We start from the raw sequence: 20,514 nt of genomic DNA on the forward strand, positions 1-20,514 counted from the left end.
CCCCAGCTTCAGGTTCGCGTCAGATCAGAAAACCGAGGCGTAATCGCCCAGTTCGACCTGTACCGATTTGATGCGTGTGAAGTTGTTCAGCGAGCTGATGCCGTTCTCACGGCCCACGCCCGACTGCTTGTAGCCGCCGACCGGCATCTTGGCGTCGGACTCGCCCCAGGCGTTGATCCAGCAGATACCGGCTTCCAGTTGATGAATCACGCGGTGCGCGCGGTTCAGGTCTTTGGTAACGACGCCGGCAGCCAGACCGAAGTCGGTGTCGTTGGCGCGACGGATCACTTCTTCTTCGGTTTCGTAGGTCAGGATGCTCATCACCGGGCCGAAGATTTCTTCGCGCACGATGGTCATCTCGTCGGTGCAGTCGGTGAACACGGTCGGGGCCACGAATGCGCCTTTGGCGAATTCGCCGTCGGTCAGACGAGCGCCGCCGCACAGCAGGCGAGCACCTTCTTCCTTACCTTTGGCGATGTAACCCAGCACGCTTTCCATGTGGGCGAAGCTGACCAGCGGGCCGAAGTTGGTGTTTTCGTCTTCCGGGTTGCCAACGCGGATGCGTGCAACGCGCTCAACGATCTTGGCTTCGAACGCGGCTTTCAGGTGGCTCGGGACGAACACGCGAGTGCCGTTGGTGCAGACCTGACCGGAGCTGTAGAAGTTGGCCATCATCGCGGTGTCGGCGGCGCGATCGAGGTCGGCGTCGTCGAAAATGATCAGCGGGGATTTGCCGCCCAGTTCCATGGTCACGTCTTTCAGCGTGGAGGCGGAAGCGCTGGCCATGACTTTCTTGCCGGTGTCGGTGCCGCCGGTGAAGGATACTTTTTCGATGCGTGGGTGTTCGGTCAGCCAGGTGCCGACTTCACGGCCGCTACCGGTCAACACGTTGAACACACCAGCCGGCAGGCCGGCTTCGGTGTAGATCTCGGCCAGTTTCAGGGTGGTCAGCGAGGTGACTTCGCTTGGCTTGAAGATCATCGCGTTGCCGGCCGCCAGGGCTGGAGCGGATTTCCACAGGGCGATCTGGATCGGGTAGTTCCACGCGCCAATACCGGCCACGATGCCCAGCGGCTCGCGACGGGTGTAGACAAAAGAGGTGGTGCGCAGCGGAATCTGCTCGCCTTCGATGGCCGGTACCAGACCTGCGTAGTATTCCAGCACGTCAGCGCCGGTGACGATGTCGACGTAACGGGTTTCGGAGTACGCCTTGCCGGTGTCCAGGGTTTCCAGGGCGGCCAGTTCATCGTTGCGCTCGCGCAGGATGTCGACGGCACGACGCAGGATGCGTGAACGCTCCATGGCGGTCATCGCGGCCCAGATTTTCTGGCCCTTTTCGGCACTGACCACTGCACGCTCGACGTCTTCCTTGGTCGCACGCTGTACGGTTGCGAGGACTTCACCGTTAGCCGGGTTGATGGCTTCGAAGGTGGCGTCGCTGCTGGCGTCACTGTAACCGCCGTCGATGTAGAGTTTTTGCAGTTCGAAACGGGCCATAAAGTCCTCGCAAGTGCATAAGTTGGTTGGCGTTAACCACTGGGACGTGCCGTGTAGCGTTGGCGACGCTGATCAGTGGCGTTCAGGGGCTGAGCGGTTTTATGTGTGCTCTAACTCACCTGCTTGGCCAATTGGATATCCATGTATTCGTAAGCGATTCTTTGCGCCTGCTCGGTGTCGAAAGCATCTCCCGACAGCGCGCCGCGCAACCACAAACCGTCAATGAGGGCTGCCAGGCCCCGGGCGGCGCTGCGCGCTTGATCAAGCGGCAACGCACGGCGGAACTGGCAGCACAGGTTGGAATACAGACGGTGATCGTTGATCCGCTGCAACCTGTGCAAAGACGGCTGGTGCATGCTGGTGGCCCAGAAGGCCAACCAGGTTTTCATTGCCGGGCCATTGACCTGGCTGGCGTCGAAGTTGCCTTCGATAATCACCTGCAGATGCGCCCGTGGGCTGTCATCTGCCATCGCCTGACGGCGTGCGGTGACGTTCTCGCTGAGGACGCTCATCAGATACCGCATCGTGGCGGCGATCAGGCCATTCTTGTCCTGAAAATAGTGACTGATGATGCCATTCGAGACACCGGCCAAACGGGCGATCAGCGCAATGCTGGCGTCCCCCATGCCGACCTGATCGACGGCCTGTAGCGTGGCTTCGATCAATTGCTGGCGGCGGATGGGTTGCATACCGACCTTGGGCATCTTGCACATCTCCTTAGGCCTCCCGGTGGACGAAATACGCCTACCGGATTGAGGGCCAGTCTATTTTGTTTTGATTGAACGTTCAATCAACAAAGAATAAGATCTGCGACAATTCGTCGCTGCTTACAGATTTTTCCTACGTGTAAATGACGATAAACCGACATCCAAAAATGCTCGAAACCCATACGCAGACGCGTTCCAGGGGTTTCGGGCTTTTTTCGGGGTGTCTTTATATCACCCGCCGGTCGGCTGCCAACTAATCGATTGGTCGGGTACCGCGTTGCCTTGTGTTCTTCTCTCGCACTGCCCGGAGCATCTGTGCCATGAGTTCTGCCTCTCTAATAAAGACCCCACCCGAGAAGGTGATGGTCAACGGTTGGGTGTTCTACACCTCTACCGCGCTGATCCTGCTGTTGACCGCCATTCTGATCGTCGCCCCGCAAGAGGCCGGCAGAATGCTCGGTATTGCCCAGGCCTGGTTGTCCCGCAGCTTCGGCTGGTACTACATGGTGGTGATCGCCGCCTATCTGGTTTTTGTCGTCGGCCTGGCGTTTTCGTCTTACGGCAAGCTCAAGTTGGGCAGCAAGGACGATACCCCGGATTTCAGCTACGGCGCCTGGGCGGGGATGCTGTTCTCGTCGGGTATCGGCATCTCGCTGTTGTACTTCGGTGCGTCCGAGCCGCTGGACCATTACTTCAACCCGCCGGAAGGCGTCGCCGGCAGCAACCTTGCCGCACGCCAGGCAGTGCAGCTGACGTTCCTGCATTGGGGCCTGCATGGCTGGGCGATCTACGCCTTGGTCGGCCTGGCCGTGGCGTACTTTGCTTACCGTCATAACCAGCCGTTGGCATTGCGTTCGGCGCTTTATCCGTTGGTCGGCGAGCGTTGGGTCAAAGGCGCGGCCGGTCATGCGGTGGACGGCTTCGGCATGTTCGTGACCCTGCTGGGGCTGGTGACGAACCTGGGGATCGGTTCGCTGCAAGTCTCGTCGGGGTTGGAAAACCTGTTCGGCATGGCGCACAGCAACACCAACTTGCTGATCGTGATCATCGTGATGAGCACCGTGGCGACCATCGCCGCTGTGTCCGGTGTGGAAAACGGCATTCGTCGTCTGTCCAACCTGAACATCGTGCTGTTCAGCGGTCTGCTGATTTTCGTGCTGTTGTTCGGCCCGACCCTGCACCTGCTCAACGGCTTTGTGCAGAACATTGGTGACTACCTCAATGGCGTGGTGCTGAAGACCTTCGACCTCTACGTGTATGAAGGCGACAGTGAGAAGTCTGACCGCTGGCTGGGCCTGTGGACCCTGTTCTACTGGGCCTGGTGGATTTCCTGGGCGCCATTTGTCGGCATGTTCATCGCGCGTATTTCCCGTGGTCGCACGGTGCGTGAGCTGGTCGCCGGCGTGCTGCTGATCCCGCTGGGTTTCACCCTGGCATGGCTGTCGATCTTCGGTAACTCGGCCCTGGACCTGGTGATGAACCATGGGGCGGTGGAGCTCGGGAAGACGGCGCTGGAACAGCCATCGATGGCGATCTACCAGTTGCTTGAGCATTACCCGGCGTCGAAAGTTGTCATTGGCGTGTCGATTTTTGTTGGCTTCGTGTTGTTCCTGACCCCGGCGGACTCCGGCGCGGTGATGATGGCCAACCTTTCCTGCAAGGGCGGCAACGTCGACGAAGACGCGCCGCACTGGCTGCGGATTTTCTGGTCGGTGGTGATCACCCTGGTGACCATCGGTCTGCTGTTCGCCGGTAACTTCGAAGCCATGCAAACCATGGTGGTGCTGGCGGGGCTGCCGTTCTCGGTGGTGCTGGTGTTCTTCATGTTCGGTTTGCACAAGGCCATGCGCCAGGACGTGCAGATCGAACAGGAGCAAGCGGAACTGGCGGCGCGTGGTCGTCGTGGTTTCAGCGAGCGTCTGACCCAGCTGGATCTGCAGCCGAATCAGTCGATTGTTCAGCGTTTCATGGACAAACAAGTCAGCCCGGCGCTGGAAGAGGCCGTGGTTCAACTGCGTGGCAAGGGCCTGAACGTGCAAACGTTGCTGGGTAAAGCCAAGCGTTGCATGGGCCTGCGGATCGAGATGGAAGAGGGCAATCCTTTTGTCTACGAAGTGAGCCTGGACGGTTATCTGGCGGCGGCGAGTGAAGCGGTGTCGGCCGAAAGTGCCGATGAACCGCGCGCACGTTACTACCGCGCCGAGGTGTACCTGCACAACGGCAGCCAGGACTATGACTTGATGGGCTTCACTCAGGATCAGATCACCCGTGACGTGCTCGATCAGTTTGAAAGCCATCGGCAGCTGCTAGGCCGGGTTTATAGCTGAGTAGCGATAGATCGTTCCCGCGCTTTGCGTGGGAACGCCAAGGGGCTCAATTGAGCCCCTTTTTTGTGCCCGTTGATCGATTGTGGCGAGGGAGCTTGCTCCCGCTCGACTGCGCAGCAGTCGCAAATCCGGATAGCATGCTCAGTCTGAATGACCGTGGTGTCGGGGTGTGGGGTCGCTCCGCAACCCAGCGGGAGCAAGCTCCCTCGCCACAGTTGTCGGTATTCCAGACCTGATATCTGCACAAACAAAAACGCCGCGATCATCTCGCGGCGTTTTTGTGTCTGCTGTCTTGCTTACCCCAGGTTCTTGCCGAGCAGCGCGTGGTACAGCTCGCTGTCGCCCAGGATCCCGACCACTTTGTTGTTGTCGTGCAGCACCAGCTTGTTGCCGGTCTGGTAACGAATCTGCAGCGCATCGCGCATGCCGATGTTGGAGTCCACCAGCGTTGGTCGACGGCCCAGGGCTTCAACCGCTTGCCCAGGTATCCATTTCTGCAGATCCAGGCTCGAGCCGTTCTGGCGCGCGCCTTTGATGGTGTTGCCTTCGGCCAGGTCCAGCCACGAATCGCCGCCCGGATCCAGGCACACCGAACCGTTGATGCGTTTGCAGTTGTCCAGGGTGCGCATCAGGCTACGACCACACAATACGTTCAGCGGATTGGTGTGGGCGACGAAGGTGCGCACGTAATCGTCCGCAGGGTTCAGGACGATTTCTTCCGGCACGCTGTACTGGATGATCCGGCCGTCTTTCATGATCGCGATACGGCTGCCCAGCTTCAGGGCTTCATCGAGGTCGTGGCTCACGAAGACGATGGTCTTGCTCAGCTTGTTTTGCAGTTCCAGCAGCTCGTCTTGCAGACCCTGGCGAATCAGCGGGTCGAGGGCCGAGAACGGTTCGTCCATCAGCAGGATGTCGGCGTCCATCGCCAGCGCACGGGCCAGGCCGACACGTTGCTGCATGCCGCCGGAGAGCTCATTGGGTTTCTTGTTGCGCCACTGGGTCAGGCCCACCAGCTCAAGCTTCTCGTCCACCAGCTTGCGGCGTTCTTTCTCGGGGCGACCCTGCATTTCCAGACCGAAGCTGATGTTCTCGCGCACCGTCAGCCAAGGCATCAGGGCGAACTTCTGGAACACCATCGCGATGCGCTTGGTGCGCATCATCTTCAGTTCCGCCGGGGTGCAGGACGCGATGTCGATCTGCCGGCCTTCGTGTTCGACGAACAACTTGCCACGGCTAACGGTGTTGAGGCCGTTGATGCAGCGCAACAGGCTGGATTTGCCGGAGCCGGACAAACCCATCAGTACGCAGATTTCACCTTTCTCGATGTCCAGGCTGGCCTTTTCGACACCGACGATTTGCCCGGTCTTTTTCAGAATCTCGTTGCGGGTCATGCCCTGGTCGAGCAGTTTGAGAGCGGCGCGTGGATCTTTGGAGAAGATCACGTCCACGTCTTCGAAGCGAATAATGCTCATGCGTCACCCCCTACTTTGGCTTCGGGTTGTTTGCAGATACGGTCGAGCATGATCGCCAGCAATACGATCGCCAGGCCTGCTTCGAAGCCCAGTGCGATATCAGCAGTGTTCAGTGCGTTGACCACAGGTTTGCCCAGGCCGTCGGCGCCCACCAGTGCCGCAATCACCACCATCGACAACGACAGCATGATGCACTGGGTGATACCGGCCGCGATGCTTGGCATGGCGTGGGGCAGTTCGATGCGCGAGAGCAACTGACGGCGCGAGCAGCCAAAGGCTTTGCCGGCGTCCATCAGTTCGTCCGGAACATCGCGGATACCCAGGTAGGTCAGGCGGATGGGCGCGGCAATCGCGAACACCACCGTCGAGATCAGACCCGGGACCACACCCAGACCGAAGAGGGTCAGGGTAGGAATGAGGTACACGAAAGTCGGTACGGTCTGCATCAGATCGAGCACCGGCCGCATCAGTGTGTAGAACATCGGTTTGTGCGCGGCGACGATACCCAACGGCACGCCGATCACTACGCAGACCAGGGTGGCGAACAACACCTGGGCGAGGGTTTCCATGGTTTCCTGCCAGTACCCCAGATTGAGGATCAGCAGAAAGGAAGCGATGACGAAAACGGTCAGGCCCCATTTGCGTTGGATGAAATGTGCCAGTAGTGCGATGAGGCCGATCAATGCCAGCGGGTTGAACCAGGTCAGCGCAAAAGTCACGCCGTGGATCATCGTTTCCAGTGACACGGCGATGGCGTCGAAGGTGCTGGCGCCGTGTTGCGTCAACCATTCAACGAAGCTCGCGATGTACTGGCCTAAGGGTATTTTCTGATCAATCAGCATGGTAGTGAACGTCCGCATGCAAGGAAATAAACAGCCCGGGCAGGCGAGCCTGCCCGGCGTAAGCGATTACTGCGCGAGCTTGGCTTTCACGGCCTCCAGGCCTGGTTTACCGTCAATGGTGGTCACGCCAGCGAGCCAGGTATCGAGCACCTGTGGGTTCTTTTTCAGCCAGGCCTTGGCGGCCGCTTCAGGCTTCATCTTGTCGTCCAGGATGTTGCCCATCAGCGTACTCTCCATGTCGACGGTGAACTCCAGGTTTTTCAGCAGTTGGCCGACGTTGCTGCACTCTTGGGTATACCCCTTGCGAGTGTTGGTCGCAACGGTGGCAGCACCGAAATCCGGGCCGAAGAAGTCATCGCCACCGGTCAAGTACTGAATCTTGAAACGTTTGTTCATCGGGTGCGGTGCCCAGCCGAGGAACACCACGGCGGTGTCGCGTTTTTGCGCACGGTCGACTTGCGACAACATGCCCGCTTCGCTGGACTCGACGACTTTGAAACCGGCGGTTTTGAGACCGAAGGCGTCTTTGTCGATCATGCTCTGGATCAGACGGTTGCCGTCGTTGCCTGGCTCGATACCGTAGATCTTGCCGTCGAGTTCTTTCTTGAATTTGGCGATGTCGGCAAAGTCATGCAGCCCTTTGTCGTACAGCGCTTGTGGTACGGCGAGGGTGTATTTGGCACCTTTGAGGTTGGTGCGCACGGTTTCCACGGTGCCGGCATCCCGATAGGCCTTGATGTCGTTTTCCATGGTCGGCATCCAGTTACCCAGGAACACGTCCATGTTCTTGCCGTCGGCCAGGGACTTGTAGGTCACCGGCACGGAAATCATCGTGGTCTTGGTCTTGTAGCCGAGGGCGTTGAGCACAACGCTGGTGGTCGCGGTGGTCGCGGTAATGTCCGTCCAGCCGACATCGGAGAAGTTTACGGTGCTGCATTGGGCCGGCTCTGCGGCTTGAGCCAGGAACGGCAGACTCAGCATGGCGGCCAACAACAACGACGGGGAACCTTTCATAGGGGCGACTCCTAAGTGTTTTTTTTGGCAGTGTTCCGACTGGACCACCGCACTTATCTGTTGCGGTTGGATGGCGTTTTGGAGACAGCTCTACCACAGCGCCTTGCAATCGAGTCGATACGATCATGTACCAGTGAAAATCTGACGCCTACAGGGTGCGTCGTAACCAGTACAGGGATGGTCGCATCCAGTGTCGGTGACGTCGTTTACAGCTTTTTTCAGCCCGATTTGCCCCGCTGATCCGCAAAAAAACGGCGAAAACATTGCGTAAGAGACCTGCGGCGCTAGTGGGCATGAGTGCGTCGGTGTGAGACGTTGAACGACATGGTAAAAGCCTGATGATGCGGCCATCTCGACGGATTGCAGCTTGAGCGTAGCAGCTCCGTCACTGGGCGCTTTTGCGCCTGGAGCAGGCACATCCAGGAGTTCAGCAGTAATGGCTATCAGCGTTTTCGACTTGTTCAAAATCGGCATCGGCCCTTCCAGTTCGCACACCGTGGGGCCTATGCGCGCCGCGGCGCTGTTCGTGCAAGGTTTGCGCGAGCGGGGGCTTCTGGAGCAGGTGTGTCGCATCGAAGTTCAGCTATACGGATCGCTCTCGGCCACCGGCATCGGCCACGGCAGCGACAACGCGGTGATCATGGGGTTGATGGGCGAGTGGCCCGACGCGATCGATCCGTCGCAAATCGGCATCCGTATAGAAGCCTTGCGTGAAACTCACACGCTATTGCTCGACGGCCGCTTGTCGGTCCCGTTCATCTGGGCTCGGGACATGCGCCTGATCGACGAGAACCTGCCGTTCCATCCGAACGCCATGACCCTGGTCGCCGAAGGCGATCACGGCGAGCTGCATCGCGATACCTATTATTCCATCGGCGGCGGTTTTGTCGTCGACGAGGCGCAAGCTTCCAGCGGTGTGGTGGATCTGGATAACACCGTACTGCCTTACGACTTCTCCAGTGCCGTCGAATTGCTCAGCCTGTGCAAGAAGCACAACCTGCGCGTGGCCGAATTGATGATGGCCAACGAGAAAGTCTGGCGCAGCGAAGAAGAAATCCGCAGTGGCCTGATGAAGCTCTGGCGCGCCATGCAGGATTGTGTGGAGCAAGGCCTCAAGCACGAAGGCATCCTGCCCGGCGGTCTCAATGTGCGCCGTCGCGCGGCCAAGTTGCACCGCAGCTTGCAAGAGCTGAACAAGCCCAACGTGATCGGCTCGACCTTGAGCGCGATGGAGTGGGTCAACCTGTTCGCGCTGGCGGTCAACGAAGAAAACGCTGCCGGCGGGCGCATGGTCACGGCGCCGACCAACGGTGCGGCGGGGATCATTCCGGCGGTGTTGCACTACTTTATGAAATTCAGCGAGGCGGTGACCGACGCCAATGTGGTCGATTACTTCCTCAGTGCCGCGGCGGTGGGGATTCTGTGCAAAAAGAACGCCTCGATCTCCGGTGCCGAAGTCGGTTGCCAGGGTGAAGTCGGTTCGGCTTGCGCCATGGCGGCGGCCGGGTTGGCGGAGGTTCTTGGTGCCACGCCGGAGCAGTTGTGTAACGCGGCGGAAATCGGCCTGGAGCATAACCTCGGCTTGACCTGCGACCCGGTGGGCGGGCTGGTGCAGGTGCCGTGCATCGAGCGCAATGCGATTGCTGCGGTGAAAGCGATCAACGCCGCGCAGATGGCGCTGCGCGGTGACGGCCAGCACTTTATCTCGCTGGACCGGGTGATCCGCACCATGCGTGATACCGGTGCCGACATGCACGACAAATATAAAGAGACGTCGCGCGGTGGCTTGGCGGTTAGCGCGGTGGAGTGCTGAAACCGAGTTGACCTGTGGAGAGGGGGCAAGCCTGCTCTCCACAAAGACCTCATGTGCTACACCAGACCAGTCAAAACTGCGCACCAAGTGAACACGCGCACTAAAACGCGCCACGTTTTGGCGCGTCGCAAACAGGCAAGCCCGGCTCCCCGGTCGGGGATCAAATTCAAACCCTGACCGTTCGTCACCTGTGCCAGCGGTGACACTCTTGACCGCCGCGTCGCAGACCTGTTCCCACAAGTGCTACCGATTTGCTCACACGCAACGGGGGCACGGGTTTGGGGCCTTTGATGGCACTTTTAACCTCTTATCTCTGCGCGCCATATCTAGACGCATCGCGACGTCGTTTTCAGGAGTTATTGAACGCGCATTCAATTTAGGCATGGCAATTGCTCTGTCATTACAAAGCCCGTCTCCCACGCGAGAACGATGGCAATAAAAAGAGCCTCCGCCTGAGGCCATCACCCGCTTTGTGTGAGGAGATACCGCGATGACGACGTTCAACTCCGGGGCCCAACCCCAGAACCGTGCGCCTCAATCCATCGGCTTTCTGCTGCTGGACAATTTCACGCTGATTTCTCTGGCCTCCGCAGTAGAACCCCTGCGCATGGCCAACCAATTGTCCGGTCGCGAGCTGTACCGCTGGACCACGCTCACCGTCGATGGCGGTCAGGTCTGGGCCAGTGACGGCCTGCAGATCACCCCCGACGCCTCCATGCACAAAGCACCACCCATGGACACCGTCATTGTCTGCGGCGGTATCGGCATTCAGCGCACCGTAACCCGTGAGCATGTGTCGTGGCTGCAAAGCCAGGCGCGTCAGTCCCGTCGTCTCGGCGCGGTCTGCACCGGCAGCTGGGCCCTGGCGTGCGCCGGCCTGCTGGACGGTTTCGATTGCAGCGTGCACTGGGAATGTCTGGCCGCTATGCAGGAAGCTTTCCCGCGGGTGGCCATGAGCACCCGGCTGTTCACCCTCGACCGTAACCGGTTCACCAGCTCCGGCGGCACCGCGCCGCTGGACATGATGCTGCACCTGATCAGCCGTGATCACGGTCGTGAGCTGTCGGCCGCGATTTCGGAGATGTTCGTTTACGAGCGCATCCGCAACGAGCAGGATCACCAGCGCGTGCCGCTCAAGCACATGCTAGGCACCAACCAGCCGAAACTGCAGGAAATCGTGGCGCTGATGGAGGCTAACCTCGAAGAGCCGATCGACCTCGATGAACTGGCGGTTTATGTCGCCGTTTCGCGTCGTCAGCTGGAGCGGCTGTTCCAGAAATACCTGCACTGCTCGCCGTCGCGTTACTACCTGAAACTGCGCCTGATCCGTGCTCGGCAACTGCTCAAGCAAACGCCGATGTCGATCATCGAAGTGGCGTCGGTGTGCGGGTTCGTGTCCACGCCGCACTTCTCCAAGTGCTACCGCGAATACTTCGGCATTCCGCCGCGTGACGAGCGCGTAGGCTCCAATACCACGCAACAAGTGGCGATGATGCCGCTGCCGCAAGCCTTGGTGCTGTCGCCGTTGTCCGGGCCGCTGTCGGCGTTGAGCCAGGCGCGTAATGAATCGACGTTTGCCAGCGTAAGGCTCTAAACCAGGCAAACTATTGTGGCGAGGGAGCAAGCTCCCTCGCGACAAAGTGTTCACACCCCGGAAATCAGGCGCTATGGCTCTGTTGGTACTGCGCCAATGCCGGTAACAGTTGCTTGTCAATGGCCTGACGCACGGCCGGCTGGATTGACGCGCTGCTGGTGTACATCTGCTTGACCATGGTCCGCAGTTCCATTGCCCGCTCGTTGTTCAAACCCCGTACTGCGCATTCGCAGGCTTGCTCGGCGGTTGCGCCGGGGGGCACTGAAAACCCCAACGCTTTCAGCTGGCTCAACAGGTCTTCCTGGTCTATCAAATCGGCGTACATCATGACGCAATCCTTCTTCAGGGAACGGTGTCGTGGTTCGATTCTGGTAGGGGCTGTAGGCGTCGGCAAGGACGATTTGTCGCAATGGCCGCAATACCTATGAACAGGTCGTTTTCGGCTAACTTGCTAAGGATGGGAGTAGGCACACTGGACTCAGCTGGCATCACGAAGGTTTGGTCACCCTCGCGCAACAGCTCCTCAACAGTACCCTCCTCAGCTCCGATCTTGTCACGGCTTGATCGGGGTTTTTTTTGCCTGTGAATCGGTAATGGACGTGTTGATTGGGTTGACGCTTTCGCGGGCAAGCCTCGCTCCTACAGGGATCGCGAATACCCTGTAGGAGCGAGGCTTGCCCGCGATGAACGATGACGCGGTCTAGCGTTGTAAAACGAGAATGCGCGACAGCAATTCATCCCGGTCGACATAGCAACCCTGGAAATGCCGGGCGCCGGTGGCGGGGTCGAAGGCGTTGCGGGCGTGGAGGGTGCGGCGGTTGTCGAAGCACCACAACTCGCCGGGGTTAAGCCGTGTCATCACCCGGAAACGCGCCTCGCGGGTCATCGCAATGAAGCGCCGGTAAGCGCGATACAGCCTGGGCATCTGCTCCACTGAAGCATCGAATGGCCCGCGCAGAAAGTTCGCCATGCGGATTTCCGACACTTGCCCGAATGCATCCAGCGCGATGATCGGCGCCAGGCAGCGGTAGTCGCTGTGGCGGTCCTTGTTGCGGAACTCCACGGGGATTTCACACAAGGCTTGAAACGCCTCGGGGTCTTCCTGACGCAAAGCTTGGGCGATGGCAAAACCGTCGACGAAAATACTTTCGCCACCGTCGGCGTCATTCACCAGGCAATGCAGAAATTGCAGCCCCGGTTGCAACTCCCGGGTCGGCAAATCGCTGTGCAGTGGCAGGTTGAAGGCGGTGTAGGCATTGCTGTCGGCATCGGCCTTGGATTGCACGTTGAACAGCACGCCGAAATTGCTCTCGCGGATGAACGAAATCCGCTGGGCGATCAGCTTCAGCGAGCCTGGCTCGGTGGGGACTCCGCGCACTTGAGTCAGGCCGATATCGCGCACGGCCAGCAGCCATTGCAACAAGGCGTCGTTGTTCTCCATCAGGGCCTGGTATTCGAACACTGGCAGCTGCAAATCGCTGTGCCAAAGCCTGGCTTTCGGTTTTCCGGCCTGGCGTTCGGCGCGGGATTCATCGTCATAGGCATGGGCCCGCAGCCAGCCCGGATCGAAGCGGCTGAGGTGGCCATCCTGCCAATCGACGCACAGGCAGCCTTCATCATCGACCGTGGCGTTTTCAGGCATCAGGTGCTCTTCGACATCGACGATTTCCAGCACTTGCTCGCGCGTCACCGTGTAGACGCACTGTGGGCACGGGCAGTTGTCCCGCAGCCATTGATGATGAAAAGGGCTGACCCGACCGTCCGCCCACTTCACTTGAATTCGGTCCGCCAGGGTGTGCACGGCGGTCAACGCGCTGATCAATGGATAGGTGCGGAAATCGGCAAAAGCGGCGGCGGTGTTCATGGCGGGCTCCTTATTATTTTGGTAAAGCAATCACTCGGCCGATCCAGGCGGGTGCGGGCAAGTCGGTTTGATCGGCGACGATGGCCTGCAGCTTGCTCAAGGTTGCTTCGCTGAACGGTGCGGATCGCGGTCCGGCGAGGTCGACGTGCAGCAGCATTTGTTCATTGCCCGCCAGCTCCTTGTCACCGCCCACCAGATGCAGGCTGTGGTAGAGGTGCAGGCGCTTGCGGTCGTGGCCGATGATCTGCGTATGCACTTCGACGTCTGCATCGAGTTTCACTTCGTGCAGGTAATTGAGGTGCAGTTCGAGGGTAAACAGCGAGTGGCCGCTGGCCTCGCGGTTGTTGCTGTCCATACCCAGCCGGTCCATCAACGCGTCTGTGGCGTAGCTGAAAATCAGCAGGTAGAAGGCATCGCGCAGATGGCCGTTGTAGTCGACCCAGTCGGGGATGATTCTGGTTTGGTAGGTGGTGAGGGTGGGCATGGTGGAACTCCACAGATAATCGCTGGTGTACACATGTGTGGCGAGGGAGCTTGCTCCCGCTGGACTGCGAAGCAGTCCCAAAACCGGTGGATGCGAGGTATCAGTCAAATCGCGTTTGCTGGTTTTACGACCGCTTCGCGGCCGAGCGGGAGCAAGCTCCCTCGCCACAGGGTGTGTGTTTATTCGCTGAAGGCCATCCCATGCTTCTCTTTGGTGGTTTTCACCGCCTCCAGCACCGCCAACAAGCAATCGTCACGATAGCGTTCCAGTGCCGAGATGCTGTGTGTGCCCAACTGATCGCTGGTGCCATCCACCACATCGTCAATCAACTTGTCGGTCAGCTCCGGTGCCGGCAGGTACGTCCAGGGCAGCTGCAATGCTGGTCCGAACTGCGCCATGAAGTGCCGCATCCCGGCATCGCCGCCTGCCAGGGTGTAAGTCAGGAAGGTGCCCATGAACGACCAGCGCAGACCCGCGCCAAAACGAATCGCATCGTCGATTTCACCCGTGGTCGCCACGCCGTCGTTGACCAGGTGCAGCGCCTCACGCCACAAGGCTTCGAGCAAACGGTCGGCGATAAATCCCGGTACTTCCTTGCGCACATGCAGCGGGCGCATCCCCAGGGATTCATAGACTTTCATCGCCGCTTGCACCGCTTCTGGCGCGGTGTTCTTGCCGCCGACCACTTCCACCAATGGCAGCAGATAAACCGGGTTGAACGGGTGCCCGACCACGCAGCGTTCCGGGTGCGTCGAACTCTCGTAAAACTCGCTCGGCAACAGTCCCGAGGTGCTGGAACCGATCAACGCATTGGGCTTGGCCGCCGCGCTGATTTTGCTGTGCAGTTCCAGTTTCAGTTCCAGACGCTCAGGGGCGCTTTCCTGAATGAAATCCGCGTCGCGAACACATTCTTCGATGGTGGCGACAAAGCGCAGCCGATCCTGCGATGCGCCGGGTGCCAGGCCTTGTTTCTCCAGCGCGCCCCAGGCATTGGCGACACGTTTGCGCAGCGCCGCTTCGGCACCGGGTGCCGGATCCCAGGCCACCACATCGAGGCCGTGGGCGAGGGCGCGGGACACCCAGCCGCTGCCGATGACACCGCTGCCCAGTGCTGCGAAGGTTTTGATATCAGTGATAAAGCTCATGGCGACTTCCTGAATTGGGTTCAAAAAAATGTGGGAGCGAGCCTGTGTGGCGAGGGGGCTTGCCCCCGTTGGGTCGCGAAGCGGCCCCAAAACCTGTTGCCGCGGTGTATCAGCCACACTGCATGCAATGTTTTACGACTGCTTCGCAGCCGAACGGGGCGGTGCGGCGGTCCGACAAGCCCCCTCGCCACACAAACTCGCTCCCACAGGGGGAAAGGGTGATTTGTTTCAACCGCGCTTGGTCAGGCCCATTTTTGCCCGGCCTTCTGCCGGGGTCAGAACGCGGGCGCCGAGGCGGCTGAGGATTTCCGAGGCGCGTTCGACCAGTTGGCCGTTGGTCGCCAGTACGCCCTTGTCCAGCCACAGGTTGTCTTCCAGGCCGACCCGCACGTTGCCACCGAGCAGCACCGCTTGCGCCGCCATCGGCATCTGCATGCGCCCGATGCCGAACGCCGCCCAGACCGCATTGGCCGGCAGGTTGTCGACCATGGCTTTCATGGTGGTGGTATCCGCTGGCGCACCCCACGGGATGCCCAGGCACAGCTGGAACAACGGGTTATCCAGCAGACCTTCCTTGATCATCTGCTTGGCGAACCACAGGTGACCGGTGTCGAAAATTTCCAGCTCAGGCTTGACGCCCAGCTCTTGAATTCGCTTCGCGCCGGCCCGGAGTTGCGCCGGGGTGGAGACGTAAATGGTGTCGCCGTCGCCGAAGTTCAGGGTGCCGCAATCCAGGGTGCAGATTTCTGGCAGCAATTCTTCAACGTGGGCCAGACGGGTCAGTGGGCCGACCAGATCGGTGTTCGGGCCGAATTCCATCGGGTTCTCGCCTGCGCCGATTTCCAGATCGCCGCCCATGCCAGCAGTGAGGTTGACGATGATGTCGACGTCCGCCTCGCGGATGCGCTCCATCACTTCGCGGTACAGCGCCACGTCACGGCTGAACTTGCCGGTTTGTGGGTCGCGAACGTGGCAGTGGACCACGGTAGCGCCCGCCTTGGCGGCTTCCACTGCGGCGGCGGCGATTTGTTTCGGGGTGACCGGCACGTGTGGGCTCTTGGCGGTCGTGTCGCCAGCACCGGTGAGTGCGCAGGTGATGATGACGTCGTGGTTCATGAGGCGGTTTCCTTCAGGCTTGAGTTTTTTGGTGGAGCTTGGGCGTGGCGATTCCGCTCGCAGCCCGCATCGGGCTGCGAATCGGTGGTTCATTTCGGTTCTATTTGCTGGTCAGCTTCAGGTTTTCAGCGGCCGGCTTGCCATCGAATGTGGTCACGCCTTCAAGCCAGCGTTGCTTGTCTTGCGGGTGATCCTTGAGCCACTGTTTGGCCGATTCGAAAGCGTCCTTGTGATCCAGCAGCGGCTGCATCATCCGGCTCTCGTCTTCGGCGGTGAACGTCAGGTTGCTCAGCAGGCGACCGACGTTCGGGCATTGCTGCGCGTAGTTCGGCGAGGTGACGGTCCAGACCGTGGCCATGCCTTCGTTCGGACCGAGGGCGTCGTCGCTGCCGGTGAGGTAGGTCATCTTCACGTTGACGTTCATCGGGTGCGGCGCCCAGCCGAAGAACACCACGGCTTCCTTGCGGCGTACCGCGCGATCTACTGCCGCCAGCATGCCGGCTTCGCTGGACTCGACCAGCTGGAACTTGCCGAGGCCGAACTGGTTCTTGGCGATCATCGCCTTGATCTGGGTGTTGGCGCCCGAGCCAGGTTCGATGCCGTAAATCTTGCCGCCCAGTTCTTTTTCAAACTTGGCGATGTCGGCGAAAGTTTTCAGGCCCTTGTCGGCAAGATAAGTCGGTACTGCCAGGGTGGCGCGGGCGTCCTTGAGGCTTGGCGCTTCAAGCACTTTGACCTGCTTGGCATCGACAAACGGCGTGATGGTCTGGGTCATCAGCGGGTTCCAGTAGCCCAGAAACAAATCCAGGCGCTGGTCGCGAATGCCGGCAAAGACGATTTGCTGGGAGGCGCTGGTTTGTTTGGTGCTGTAGCCGAGGCCGTCGAGCAGGACCTGGGTCATGGCGCTGGTGGCGATCACGTCGGTCCAGTTCACTACGCCCATGCGCACGTTCTGGCACGACGCGGGTTCGGCTGCCATGACACTGGCGCTCAAGAAAGCGGTACCGCTGAGTGCAAGAACACAGCTGCTGATCAGTCGTTTCATGTCGGGGTTCCTCGGCAGGTCGTTTATTGTGGGTTCCGGTGTCTGATGCGCCGGTGATGCCAAGTTACGCAGCAAAGCCCCCGTGAAAACGCACTGCGGCGACCAGCTCTTGCACTGCGGCGACCTGCGCACTTGAATGCTGCTGGCAAGTGGCGTATCAACGTCCACACGCTTCCCGCCCTCTCGTTGCCTGCCAGTCGAGTGCGCTCCATGTCCCAGGATTTCTACTTCTTGTTGATGCCGGGTTTTTCGGCGATCGGTTTTATCTCGGCGATCGAGCCGCTGCGGGTCGCCAATCGCTTTCGCGGCGAGTTGTACCGCTGGCATGTGTTGAGCGCCGATGGCGGGGCGGTTCTGGCCAGTAACGGCATGTCGGTCAACGCCGATGCAGCGCTGGAGCCGCTGAAGAAAGGCGCAACCCTGTTGGTGGTCGCCGGTTTCGAACCGCTGAAGTTCGCTACCCCGGCCCTGGAGCATTGGTTACGCCGGCTGGACAACGAAGGCGTAACCCTCGGCGCCATCGACACCGGCAGTTTCATCCTCGCCGAAGCCGGCCTGCTCGACGGCCATCGCCTGACCCTGCACTGGGAAGCGATCGACGCCTTCAAGGAATCTTATCCACAGCTGAGCGTCACCCAGGAGCTGTTCGAGATCGACCGACGGCGTATCACCTCCGCCGGCGGCACCGCCTCGATCGACCTGATGCTTGACCTCATCGGTCAGGCCCATGGCCCGGAACTGGCGATTCAGGTCAGCGAACAATTCGTACTCGGGCGCATTCGCCCGCGCAAAGATCACCAACGCATGGAAGTCGCCACGCGATATGGCATCAGCAACAAGAAACTGGTGCATGTCATTGGGGAGATGGAACAGCACAGCGAACCGCCGCTCAGCACTTTGGAGCTGGCGGAATCGATCAAAGTGACCCGGCGTCAGCTAGAGCGCCTGTTTCGCCTGCACCTGCACGACACGCCGAGCAATTTCTATCTGCGATTAAGGCTGGAGAAGGCGCGGCAGCTGCTGCGCCAGACGGACATGAGTGTGCTGGAGGTGAGTATCGCCTGCGGGTTTGAATCGCCGTCGTATTTCACCCGCAGTTATCGGGCGAGGTTTGAGCGGTGCCCGCGGGAGGATCGCCGACAAAGCCAGAAGGCCTGAAACCGACCCCTACAGGAGCGAGGCTTGCCCGCGAAGAGGCCGGCACATTCGAAATCATTGTTGTCTGACACGACGCCTTCGCGGGCAAGCCTCGCTCCTACAGGAGATGTGTCGTTTTTATTTCTTCATCAGCGCCGAGCAGGCCGCTTTGTAAGCCTCGTGCTGATACTTGTTCAGCGTGGCCGGCAGTTCAAAGTCAAACTTTTTGTTCTGCGCATTGATGGTTTGCGGCGACAGCAGCGTTACCTCGCAATTTTCCAGTAACTGGAAAACCCCTTCGATCTTGAACGTGGTCGGCCCACCGGCGAACTCACCTTTCTTGCTGCGCTTTTTGATCGCGATGCGGTCGATTGAATTCTCACGAATAAACGACGCCACCTGAGCGGCAAAGACTTTGACGTTGGCGGCTTCGTCGTCATTGTCGAGGGCGATTTTCTTGGTGGCCAGCGCGACGTGTGTCAGCCCCTGATCGTCGAGGGAGGCCACGGCAAGGATTGCTTCGCTGCCTTTGATTTCGATGCCGCAGATTTTCATTTCAATCCCTTTTCCTGATGCTGGCGTGCAGCTTACAGCTCTAGTTGATTGGCGGTGATGCCAAAAGCCGCGGCGATTTTCTCACGCGTGGCCTTGCGGGGCTTGGCAACCGTTTCCTGCTGGGCAAAGGCTGGTTGGGAGATGCCCATGCGTCTGGCCACTTCATCCTGCGTAAGGTTCAGGTGTTCACGCCAGGCGCGAACAGGGAGTGCGCCATCGACGATGCGGCTGACTACTTCGTGTGGGATCAAATGATTCTCCATTTTTATGTTTTTATTCCTGCCCAATCGACTCCAAAAACTCCGACCGCTCGTCACTCATCCGCGCCACGCAATCATTTTGCGCAATGTTGAAGGCTTTACTGCCGCTCGTCGCCGGGAACGCTTCCACCGCGCAATCGGCATCCCGGGTCTTCAGCCATTGTTGTTGCGCAGTTTTGATTTTTGCGGTGATGTCGGCCAGTTGCGCCTTGTTACTGCCATAGCGCGTTTGCATGCGTTCGTTCAGGCCTTGGTAGTTGTCGCTCAGCAGCTGTTCGGCGGTGTTTCTGCTGTAAGCCGAGCATTCCAGGGTCTGGACTTCGTTTTCGACGGCGTCACAGGGGTTGTCGTCGGCCCCTTCGGCCGCCTGTACGCCGGTCGCTATCAGTGCCAAAGCCAAGAAGATGGATTTCATTGCGTCGCCGCCCTTAATTCAGTGAAACATTCGGTGATGCGACGAATTCTGGCCCATGCGAACGGGCTTGAACAGGTAGGCAATCATGTCGGTTGGCGACCCTTTGTCGCGGATTGACGCTTTCGGCAATTCCCCTGTCGTTTTTGCACCCGGCTGCACCGTCCCTCAGGCATATGCTGGCCCCAAAGCGCCGACACACGATTCGGCGCATGAATCGTTAATAGGGGACTGCCTGATGAGCCCAGCCGAATTACACGCCGACAGCATCGTTATCGACGGCCTGATTATTGCCAAGTGGAACCGTGAGCTGTTCGAAGACATGCGCAAGGGCGGTCTGACCGCGGCCAACTGCACCGTGTCGGTGTGGGAGGGCTTCCAGGCCACCGTCAACAACATCGCCGCCAGTCAGAAGCTGATTCGCGAGAACAGCGACCTGGTGATCCCGGTGCGCACTACCGCCGACATCCGCAAAGCCAAGGAGCAGGGCAAGACCGGCATCCTGTTCGGCTTCCAGAACGCTCACGCCTTCGAAGACCAGATCGGCTATGTCGAGGTTTTCAAGCAGCTGGGCGTCGGTATTGTGCAGATGTGCTACAACACCCAGAACCTGGTCGGTACCGGTTGCTATGAGCGCGATGGCGGCCTGTCGGGTTTCGGTCGTGAAATCGTTGCCGAGATGAACCGCGTCGGTGTCATGTGCGACCTGTCCCACGTCGGCTCGAAGACCTCCGAAGAAGTCATCCTCGAATCCAAGAAGCCGGTCTGCTACTCCCATTGCCTGCCGTCGGGCCTGAAAGTGCACCCGCGCAACAAGTCCGATGAAGAACTGAAGTTCATCGCCGATCACGGCGGTTTCGTCGGCGTGACCATGTTCGCGCCGTTCCTGGCCAAGGGTATCGATTCGACCATCGACGATTACGCCGAAGCCATCGAATACACCATGAACATCGTCGGCGAAGACGCCATCGGCATCGGCACCGACTTCACCCAGGGTCATGGCCAGGACTTCTTCGAATACCTGACCCATGACAAGGGCTACGCCCGCCGTCTGACCAGCTTCGGCAAGATCATCAACCCGCTGGGCATCCGCACCGTGGGCGAGTTCCCGAACCTGACCGAAACCCTGCTCAAGCGCGGCCATTCCGAGCGCGTGGTGCGCAAGATCATGGGCGAAAACTGGGTCAACGTTTTGAAAGACGTTTGGGGCGAATAAGCCGCCGCATC

At 59.6% G+C, this 20,514-nt stretch carries 18 protein-coding genes and 1 pseudogene; 5 read left to right on the forward strand and 14 right to left on the reverse strand.

What is annotated here, in order from left to right:
• Positions 1 to 24: 24 nt before the first annotated feature.
• Together betB and betI are read right to left on the reverse strand one after the other, a co-directional pair.
• Entirely contained in the window at positions 25 to 1,497 is a 1,473-nt protein-coding gene (betB, locus tag ACEN8R_RS26440) for a betaine-aldehyde dehydrogenase (protein WP_018928768.1), read from the reverse strand.
• A 110-nt stretch (positions 1,498 to 1,607) separates the two neighbouring features.
• Positions 1,608 to 2,201: a transcriptional regulator BetI gene (gene betI, locus ACEN8R_RS26445; RefSeq protein WP_018928769.1), complete on the reverse strand. Its 594-nt coding sequence runs from the start codon at positions 2,199 to 2,201 to the stop codon at positions 1,608 to 1,610.
• 380 nt (positions 2,202 to 2,581) lie between these two features.
• Between betI and ACEN8R_RS26450 the strand changes: the two genes are divergently transcribed.
• Positions 2,582 to 4,531, forward strand: coding sequence for a BCCT family transporter (locus tag ACEN8R_RS26450; protein ID WP_231508959.1), 1,950 nt, complete (start codon positions 2,582 to 2,584; stop codon positions 4,529 to 4,531).
• 296 nt (positions 4,532 to 4,827) lie between these two features.
• On the opposite strand, the gene choV is transcribed toward ACEN8R_RS26450, so the two are convergent.
• The 3 genes from choV to ACEN8R_RS26465 all read right to left on the reverse strand — a co-directional run bounded on the left by choV (position 4,828) and on the right by ACEN8R_RS26465 (position 7,862).
• Positions 4,828 to 6,006, reverse strand: coding sequence for a choline ABC transporter ATP-binding protein (gene choV, locus ACEN8R_RS26455; protein ID WP_018928771.1), 1,179 nt, complete (start codon positions 6,004 to 6,006; stop codon positions 4,828 to 4,830).
• Positions 6,003 to 6,848: a choline ABC transporter permease subunit gene (gene choW, locus ACEN8R_RS26460; RefSeq protein ID WP_018928772.1), complete on the reverse strand. Its 846-nt coding sequence runs from the start codon at positions 6,846 to 6,848 to the stop codon at positions 6,003 to 6,005. Before choW ends, choV begins: the two co-directional genes overlap by 4 nt.
• Before the next feature lie 66 nt (positions 6,849 to 6,914).
• On the reverse strand, positions 6,915 to 7,862 hold the full coding sequence (locus tag ACEN8R_RS26465; RefSeq protein ID WP_018928773.1) for a choline ABC transporter substrate-binding protein: 948 nt from the start codon (positions 7,860 to 7,862) through the stop codon (positions 6,915 to 6,917).
• A 436-nt stretch (positions 7,863 to 8,298) separates the two neighbouring features.
• On the opposite strand from ACEN8R_RS26465, the gene ACEN8R_RS26470 reads away from it, so the two are divergent.
• The gene (locus tag ACEN8R_RS26470) at positions 8,299 to 9,675 is read left to right on the forward strand and encodes an L-serine ammonia-lyase (RefSeq protein WP_018928774.1); all 1,377 of its coding nucleotides are present in this window, start codon (positions 8,299 to 8,301) and stop codon (positions 9,673 to 9,675) included.
• A gap of 490 nt (positions 9,676 to 10,165) precedes the next feature.
• Positions 10,166 to 11,269: a choline metabolism transcriptional regulator GbdR gene (gene gbdR / locus ACEN8R_RS26475; RefSeq protein ID WP_007975492.1), complete on the forward strand. Its 1,104-nt coding sequence runs from the start codon at positions 10,166 to 10,168 to the stop codon at positions 11,267 to 11,269.
• 64 nt (positions 11,270 to 11,333) lie between these two features.
• Here gbdR and ACEN8R_RS26480 read toward each other — a convergent pair whose 3' ends face one another.
• The 6 genes from ACEN8R_RS26480 to ACEN8R_RS26505 form a co-directional block, all read right to left on the reverse strand.
• Positions 11,334 to 11,597: a hypothetical protein gene (locus tag ACEN8R_RS26480; protein ID WP_019580667.1), complete on the reverse strand. Its 264-nt coding sequence runs from the start codon at positions 11,595 to 11,597 to the stop codon at positions 11,334 to 11,336.
• A gap of 372 nt (positions 11,598 to 11,969) precedes the next feature.
• Positions 11,970 to 13,133, reverse strand: a complete 1,164-nt coding sequence (locus ACEN8R_RS26485; protein ID WP_064620860.1) for a gamma-butyrobetaine dioxygenase — start codon at positions 13,131 to 13,133, stop codon at positions 11,970 to 11,972.
• 13 nt (positions 13,134 to 13,146) lie between these two features.
• Positions 13,147 to 13,617, reverse strand: a complete 471-nt coding sequence (locus tag ACEN8R_RS26490; RefSeq protein ID WP_064620857.1) for a thioesterase family protein — start codon at positions 13,615 to 13,617, stop codon at positions 13,147 to 13,149.
• 179 nt (positions 13,618 to 13,796) lie between these two features.
• Positions 13,797 to 14,762 (reverse strand): L-carnitine dehydrogenase, encoded by a 966-nt coding sequence (locus ACEN8R_RS26495; RefSeq protein WP_258612770.1) that lies wholly within the window; start codon positions 14,760 to 14,762, stop codon positions 13,797 to 13,799.
• Between the two features lie 228 nt (positions 14,763 to 14,990).
• Positions 14,991 to 15,878, reverse strand: coding sequence for a 3-dehydrocarnitine:acetyl-CoA trimethylamine transferase CdhC (cdhC, locus tag ACEN8R_RS26500; protein WP_019580671.1), 888 nt, complete (start codon positions 15,876 to 15,878; stop codon positions 14,991 to 14,993).
• A gap of 100 nt (positions 15,879 to 15,978) precedes the next feature.
• Positions 15,979 to 16,923 carry a choline ABC transporter substrate-binding protein gene (locus ACEN8R_RS26505; RefSeq protein ID WP_007937989.1) on the reverse strand — a complete coding sequence of 315 codons (945 nt, stop codon included), beginning with the start codon at positions 16,921 to 16,923 and terminating at the stop codon, positions 15,979 to 15,981.
• Positions 16,924 to 17,133: 210 nt separating this feature from the next.
• Between ACEN8R_RS26505 and ACEN8R_RS26510 the strand changes: the two genes are divergently transcribed.
• Complete coding sequence (locus ACEN8R_RS26510) at positions 17,134 to 18,081, forward strand: GlxA family transcriptional regulator (RefSeq protein WP_064620848.1); 948 nt, start codon at positions 17,134 to 17,136, stop codon at positions 18,079 to 18,081.
• 117 nt (positions 18,082 to 18,198) lie between these two features.
• Here the strand turns inward: ACEN8R_RS26510 and ACEN8R_RS26515 are convergent, their stop codons facing one another.
• The 3 genes and pseudogenes from ACEN8R_RS26515 to ACEN8R_RS26525 form a co-directional block, all read right to left on the reverse strand.
• Positions 18,199 to 18,615, reverse strand: coding sequence for a DUF3010 family protein (locus tag ACEN8R_RS26515; protein ID WP_018928781.1), 417 nt, complete (start codon positions 18,613 to 18,615; stop codon positions 18,199 to 18,201).
• 32 nt (positions 18,616 to 18,647) lie between these two features.
• A pseudogene (locus tag ACEN8R_RS26520) lies at positions 18,648 to 18,881 on the reverse strand (helix-turn-helix domain-containing protein); the annotation flags it as partial.
• 7 nt (positions 18,882 to 18,888) lie between these two features.
• Positions 18,889 to 19,290, reverse strand: a complete 402-nt coding sequence (locus ACEN8R_RS26525; protein ID WP_018928783.1) for a lysozyme inhibitor LprI family protein — start codon at positions 19,288 to 19,290, stop codon at positions 18,889 to 18,891.
• A gap of 235 nt (positions 19,291 to 19,525) precedes the next feature.
• Between ACEN8R_RS26525 and ACEN8R_RS26530 the strand changes: the two genes are divergently transcribed.
• Positions 19,526 to 20,503, forward strand: a complete 978-nt coding sequence (locus ACEN8R_RS26530; RefSeq protein ID WP_007907542.1) for a dipeptidase — start codon at positions 19,526 to 19,528, stop codon at positions 20,501 to 20,503.
• Positions 20,504 to 20,514: the final 11 nt, after the last annotated feature.

The sequence above is a fragment of the Pseudomonas sp. Pseusp15 genome, assembly GCF_059492165.1.